Origin of the sequence: Peptacetobacter hominis, from assembly GCF_006861675.1 — a bacterium.
Taxonomy (GTDB): domain Bacteria; phylum Bacillota; class Clostridia; order Peptostreptococcales; family Peptostreptococcaceae; genus Peptacetobacter; species Peptacetobacter hominis.
This window is the reverse complement of record NZ_SGJB01000025.1, coordinates 1-6,194: the sequence shown is the minus strand read 5'-3', so window position 1 is coordinate 6,194 and position 6,194 is coordinate 1. Positions and strand designations below refer to the sequence as shown.

Here is a 6,194-nt window from a genome sequence, read left to right as displayed (position 1 = left end):
TCTGTCTGTCTGTCTGTCTGTCTGTCTGTCTGTCTGTCTGTCTGTCTGTCTGTCTGTCTGTCTGTCTGTCTGTCTGTCTAGAAATTATATTTGAATTATACATATTAATCAACCCTCCTTTCATTTATTAAATATACATTTTTTTATTAATCAGTAATTAATCTTTATTTTGCTACTTTTTATCCAGCTTATTATACAGAAAAATCCATAAAATTTCAATAGTAAATAGATAAAAATTATCCAAAATTACTATTTAAGTTTATTACATAAAAATATTGGAAACAATGAAATAAATTTTGCCAAAATAAAATGGATGTCACCTGAAAAATTCAGAAAACATCCACTCTCTTTGCCTATTTTTAATATTTATATTCACTATTGTTATACCATATTACTCTAGTCGATTTCTATATTTCTTATTTTAATATTTCTCTCAGGCTTTTCTTTTTTAAAAGATTCTCCACCTCTTTTTGTACTAGCAATAATTCTTTATGAACCTTACATCTTTCATCTGTTCCATTCATACTACAAAAATTATTTATACATCTCGTTATTGCGAACTCTGGATCAATTGCAATGACAATATCATATATTGTAATATCATTTGTATCACACTTCAGACTAAATCCGCCAGATACTCCTCGTTTAACATCTACTATATCAGCATTTGATAATTTCTTTATTATCTTGTATGCAAATGCTTCTGGAATATCCTCTTTTCTACATATGGTTTTTATATTTGATCTTTCTCCGTCACTCAATGCTCTGACTATTCTAATTGCATAGTCACTTTCTCTTGTAAATAACATCCGATACCTCTTCTTATTTTTATTGTTTTAAATATAGTATTTATTTACCCTTTTAATAAACCTTCAAACAAAATAAGGGCTATAGATACTTGTTTTTGTCTAAAAACATTCTATAGCCAAATTCAATTAATATTTAACTACTTCCGGATACTCTTTTCCAAGTGTATCAACTGTTACTTTTTTCATAGTCTGAGGTTTTACCGGCTTATCTCCCCATCCAGTCTTTGTAGCAGCTATCTTATCTACAGCATCCATTCCCTCTATTACTCTACCAAATGATGCGTACTGTCCATCAAGGTGTGGAGAGTTCTTGTGCATTATAAAGAACTGTGAACCAGCTGAGTTAGGATCCATTGTTCTTGCCATTGAAAGAACTCCTCTTTCATGCTTTAGATTGTTTGTGAATCCGTTCATTGTGAACTCACCTGCTATTGAATATCCAGGTCCACCCATTCCTGTTCCATCAGGGCATCCTCCCTGTATCATAAATCCTTCTATAACTCTGTGGAATCCTATACCATCATAGTATCCTTTGTTTATAAGGCTTATGAAGTTGTTTACTGTGTTTGGAGCTATATGAGGATAAAGTTCAGCCTTTATTATATCTCCATTTTCCATTTCTATAGTTACTATTGGATTGCTTATTTCTATTGCCATTTTTTCGTTTCCTTTCATAAATATATTCAAAAATAATTATATTCTAAATCCATATTTTAGTAAATATTTATATCGAATTTATATACCATGTCTATCCGCAGCCTGCATTCCAAGTCTGTATCCTTCTTCAAATATCCTGTTACAGAAATTCTTTTCAAAATACAGTGTCGCCTTTGGATCAAACTTCTGCTCTGGTTTTACAACTATTATCTCTGTGTTTTTATGTTTATCTCTTAACTCTTCAGGAACTTCAAAATCATCTTTTGTAGATATTATCACTATTCTGTCGGGATTTTTATCAAATACAGGATCAAGCATAAGACCTCTTATCAAACCTCCATCCAGACAGTATCCATCGTATATGCCTTTCTGAAGGTCAAGAGCAAACCGATCTCTGAATTTCATACTTCTATCCGGATTAAATGGAAGAAGCGAACTGTATTTTATTCTTTCAATCATATCCTCTTTGTTCATATGGGATACTTCCTCAACGACCTCATTCATTTTGCATCCATCTATTTTTACATAATTAACATAAAGCTCTGAATCTTTGTCTATTTCTCCACTTAATTCGTTAAGTATGTTTATAACAGGTGAGTTATCAACAGTTATTCCGTCATTTTCGACCTTATCAACTCCAAGGCAGTCTATATTTTTCCACATATCAACCAGTTTTTCAACATTTCCTGTTATCAGAAAATATCCTGTTACACTTCCTATAGATGTTCCTGCTATATAGTCGTATCTCTTTATTCCTCTATCATAAAGGGCTTTTATTATTCCGGCCTCATATGCTCCCTTCGCACCTCCGCCTTCTATACATATCCCTGTCTTCATAACATCACCTCTATATCTCATAGAATTTTATAAAACTTTTGTATGTATCATAAAAATCTGATACACAGCCAAGTTCTCTGATTGAGTGCATTGAAAGTATCGGTGCACCTATATCCACAGATGGTATTTCTATATGTGTAGATGATATAGGACCTATCGTACTTCCACCTCTTTCGTCTGAACGATTTACAAACTCCTGATAATCTACTCCTGCAGATTTACATATCTCTTTGTATACAGATATTGAATATCCATCACTTGTATATGCCTGACCTGCATGTATTTTTATTACAGGACCTTTTCCCATTACAGGTCTGTTTGTAGGATCTGCCATTCTATTTACATTCGGATGTACCGCATGTGCAAGGTCTGCAGATATTATAAATGAATTTTCCACTGCTGAGAAAAACTCTTCTCTATTTTTTCCAAGAGATAGACATATTCTCTCCATAATATTTAGAAGAAGGTTTGAATCCGCCCCCTGTTTTGTAGAACTTCCTACTTCTTCATTGTCAAATCCTACTGCAAGAGATACACCTTTTTCTGATTCAGATGAAAGTATAGCTCTCAGTGATGAATAGAACATAGAAAGATTATCAAGTCTTCCCATAGATAAAAACTCTTCATCTACACCTGTAAAACACCCTTTTTCATATTCATACAAATAAAGATCGTAATCAATTATATCCTCTGCAGTTACTCCCATCTCCTCAGCTACAAGATTTTTAAGATAACCCTCTTTTTTGAAATCCTCTCCTGTAAGCGACATCAATGGAAGCATATCAGTCTGCTTATTATATTTATATCCGTCATTTACACTTCTATTCATATGTATTGCAAGATTAGGTATTATACATATTGGTTTATTTATATTTATTATTTTTTCAGAAGGTCTGAATGGATTTTCCCCTTTTGTAAATACTCTACCTGCAATAGCAAGTGGTCTATCCAGCCAAGTAGAAAGTATCATTCCCCCGTAACCCTCAGTATTTAACTTCAGATAAGCGCCCTCTGATACCATCTCGGCGTTTGGCTTTATTCTGAAGTTTGGAGAATCTGTATGAGATCCTATTATTCTGAATCCATCTTTTTCTATATCGTCAGAATTCACCCTGAAAGCTATTAATGCCGATGAGTTTTTTGTTGTATAGTATTTTCCACCTTTTTCAAGATTCCATATACTGTTTAATTCAAGTTTTCTGTATCCATTTTCCTCAAGTATTTCTGCAGCATTTTCAGTTGCATTATACCGAGTCGGGCTTTTATATATGTAATCAAGCATATCAGATGCAAATTTTTTCATCAAATCATCTCCTGTCTGTATGGCAAACTATTTTACTATATCAAGTGTAGTGTATTCTTTGTTTATTTTCTTTATTCCCTGATTGTCAAAGGCTATTGTAACATCACTTCCAACAACTGAAACTACAGTTCCTTTTCCAAATTTAGGATGATATACCTTCGAACCAAGTTTAATATCCTCTGGTTCTGCCTCTATATTTTCATTTCTGTTTGTAGCATTTATTTTTTTAGCTACACTTCCCTTATTCATGCTGTCCATATATTTTTTTGTATATTTATCAAGCATATTGTAGCTTGATTTTGTATATGTAAGTTCTCTTTTGTTTCTATAAAGTTTTTCAACACATTCTTCCGGAAGTTCCTCTATAAATCTAGACTGTATAGCGTGATTTGTCTTTCCATATAGCGTTCTTCTCTCTGTCATAGTCATAAACAGTTCTTCTCTGGCTCTTGTTATTCCAACATAGCAAAGCCTTCTTTCTTCTTCTATATCAGAGTCTTTCAGAGATTTTATCGCCCTCGATATAGGGAAAAGTCCTTCCTCCATACCTGATAAAAATACTACAGGAAACTCAAGTCCTTTTGAAGTGTGCATAGTCATCAGTGATATTTTGTCGGGTTCTTCATCTTCACTTACCTCAGATGTAAGCGCAACACTTGTCAGGAATGTTTCAAGATCTTTTTCCGGGAAGTTTTCATCATCACTGTTTTCAAATTCCACAGCTATAGATATAAATTCGTTCAGGTTGTCTATTCTATCCTGAGCCTCCTCATATTTTCCATTCATACTATTCTGATGTTTTTTCATCTCTTCCTCAAGTTCATATACATACCCTGTAGAATCAAGTACCTTTTCTATCAGCTTACTGACAGGATATGCTTCTTTTATTGCTCTAAGCGTACCTATCATATCCACAAATCCATTCAGTTTTGCCCTTGCTTTTGTGGATACATCTGAGTTTGAATCTATATCTATAAGCACAGAGTACATACTTTCCTGTCTAAGGCTCGCTCTGTCTTCTATTTTTTCTATTGTTCTAAGTCCTATTCCTCTTCTTGGAACATTTATTATTCTCTTAAGAGATATATCGTCCTGTGGATTTGCTATTACTCTAAGGTATGCAACAAGGTCTTTTATTTCTTTTCTTTCATAGAACTTAGTTCCACCGAATATATTGTATGGAAGTCCTGCTCTGTTTAGCGCATCCTCTATAGGTCTTGCCTGTGCATTTGCTCTATAAAGTACTGCAAAATCACTGTATTTTCTTTCTCCAGATGATACTTTTGAATATATTGTATCGGCTATAAATCTTCCCTCTTCAAGCTCATTTTCAGCAAGCTCTATTTTTATTTTTTCCCCTGAAGTTTTTTCACTCCAAAGTTTCTTTCTTTTTCTTTCTATGTTGTTTGATATAACTTTGTTTGCGGCATCAAGTATAACCTGTGTAGATCTATAATTCTGTTCAAGCTTTACAACAAAAACATCGTCATAGTCTTTTTCAAACTCAAGTATATTTCTTATGTCTGCACCTCTCCATCCGTATATACTCTGGTCGTCATCTCCAACAACACATATATTTTTGTGTCCCATTGCAAGCTGTTTTATAAATTCATACTGAGCCATACTTGTATCCTGGTACTCATCGACCATTATATATCTGAATCTACTTCTGTAGTAATCAAGAACCTCAGGATTTTTCTTGAAAAGTTCAACAGTTTTTATTATAAGGTCGTCAAAGTCAAGTGCACTGTTTCTTTTTAATCTATCCTGATAAAGTGCGTATATATCAGCTATCTGACTCATTCTAGGATCTCCGGCACAGTCGTCTTTGTACTGTTTTGGAGATTTAAGTTTGTCTTTCGCTCCTGATATATAACTTATAACTGTCTTTGGTTCGTATACTTTGTCACTTAGATTAAGCTCTTTCAGACAATCTTTTACAAGTGTTACCTGGTCTGCAGCATCATATATTACAAAACTTCTGTTGTATCCTATTCTATTTATATCTTTTCTAAGAATACGTACACAACATGAGTGGAATGTACTTATCCACATATCCTTCGTATCTGATTCTACAACCTGCTCAACTCTTTCTCTCATCTCATTAGCAGCTTTGTTTGTAAAAGTTATCGCAAGTATATTTGCAGGCTGGACTCCTTTATCTATAAGATGTGCTATTCTTGTCGTAAGCACTCTGGTTTTTCCAGAACCTGCTCCTGCAAGGATAAGAACAGGTCCTTCTGTTCTTTCAACTGCCCGTCTCTGCGAAGGGTTAAGTGTATCTAAATCCATAGTTTCCTCCTATATTTTAAAGATTCCTGTATCCAGGTTTCTGATTCTATTTTGATTATATAAATAGTATAACATACATAATTATACCCCGCTTTATCTTTATATAATACAACAGGCAGCCTGAAAATATCAGTACCGCCTGTTATTTAAATTATTTTATTTTTACATAATAAAAAAGATTACGTGGCTACGACCTACTCTCCCGGGGGCCTTCGCCCCAAGTACCATCAGCGCTAGAGAGCTTAACTTCTGTGTTCGGAATGGGAACAGGTGTATCCTCTCTGCTATAGTAACCA

The 6,194-nt window shown here is 33.9% G+C and carries 5 protein-coding genes and 1 rRNA gene; all 6 read right to left on the bottom strand.

Annotated features, from left to right (window positions below; translation table 11 throughout):
• Window positions 1-416 precede the first annotated feature (416 nt).
• Window positions 417-809 (bottom strand): RrF2 family transcriptional regulator, encoded by a 393-nt coding sequence (locus EXD82_RS09975; protein ID WP_142536771.1) that lies wholly within the window; start codon window positions 807-809, stop codon window positions 417-419.
• Between the two features lie 126 nt (window positions 810-935).
• Complete coding sequence (locus EXD82_RS09970) at window positions 936-1,460, bottom strand: peptidylprolyl isomerase (protein ID WP_142536772.1); 525 nt, start codon at window positions 1,458-1,460, stop codon at window positions 936-938.
• A gap of 84 nt (window positions 1,461-1,544) precedes the next feature.
• A complete protein-coding gene (locus EXD82_RS09965; RefSeq protein WP_174919230.1) occupies window positions 1,545-2,303 on the bottom strand; it encodes a patatin-like phospholipase family protein in 759 nt (252 codons plus the stop codon).
• 10 nt (window positions 2,304-2,313) lie between these two features.
• Window positions 2,314-3,606, bottom strand: a complete 1,293-nt coding sequence (locus EXD82_RS09960) for a M18 family aminopeptidase (protein ID WP_142536769.1) — start codon at window positions 3,604-3,606, stop codon at window positions 2,314-2,316.
• A 27-nt stretch (window positions 3,607-3,633) separates the two neighbouring features.
• Window positions 3,634-5,898, bottom strand: a complete 2,265-nt coding sequence (locus EXD82_RS09955) for a DUF3553 domain-containing protein (protein WP_142536768.1) — start codon at window positions 5,896-5,898, stop codon at window positions 3,634-3,636.
• Window positions 5,899-6,079: 181 nt separating this feature from the next.
• Window positions 6,080-6,194 (bottom strand): 5S ribosomal RNA (rrf, locus tag EXD82_RS09950); the annotation flags it as partial.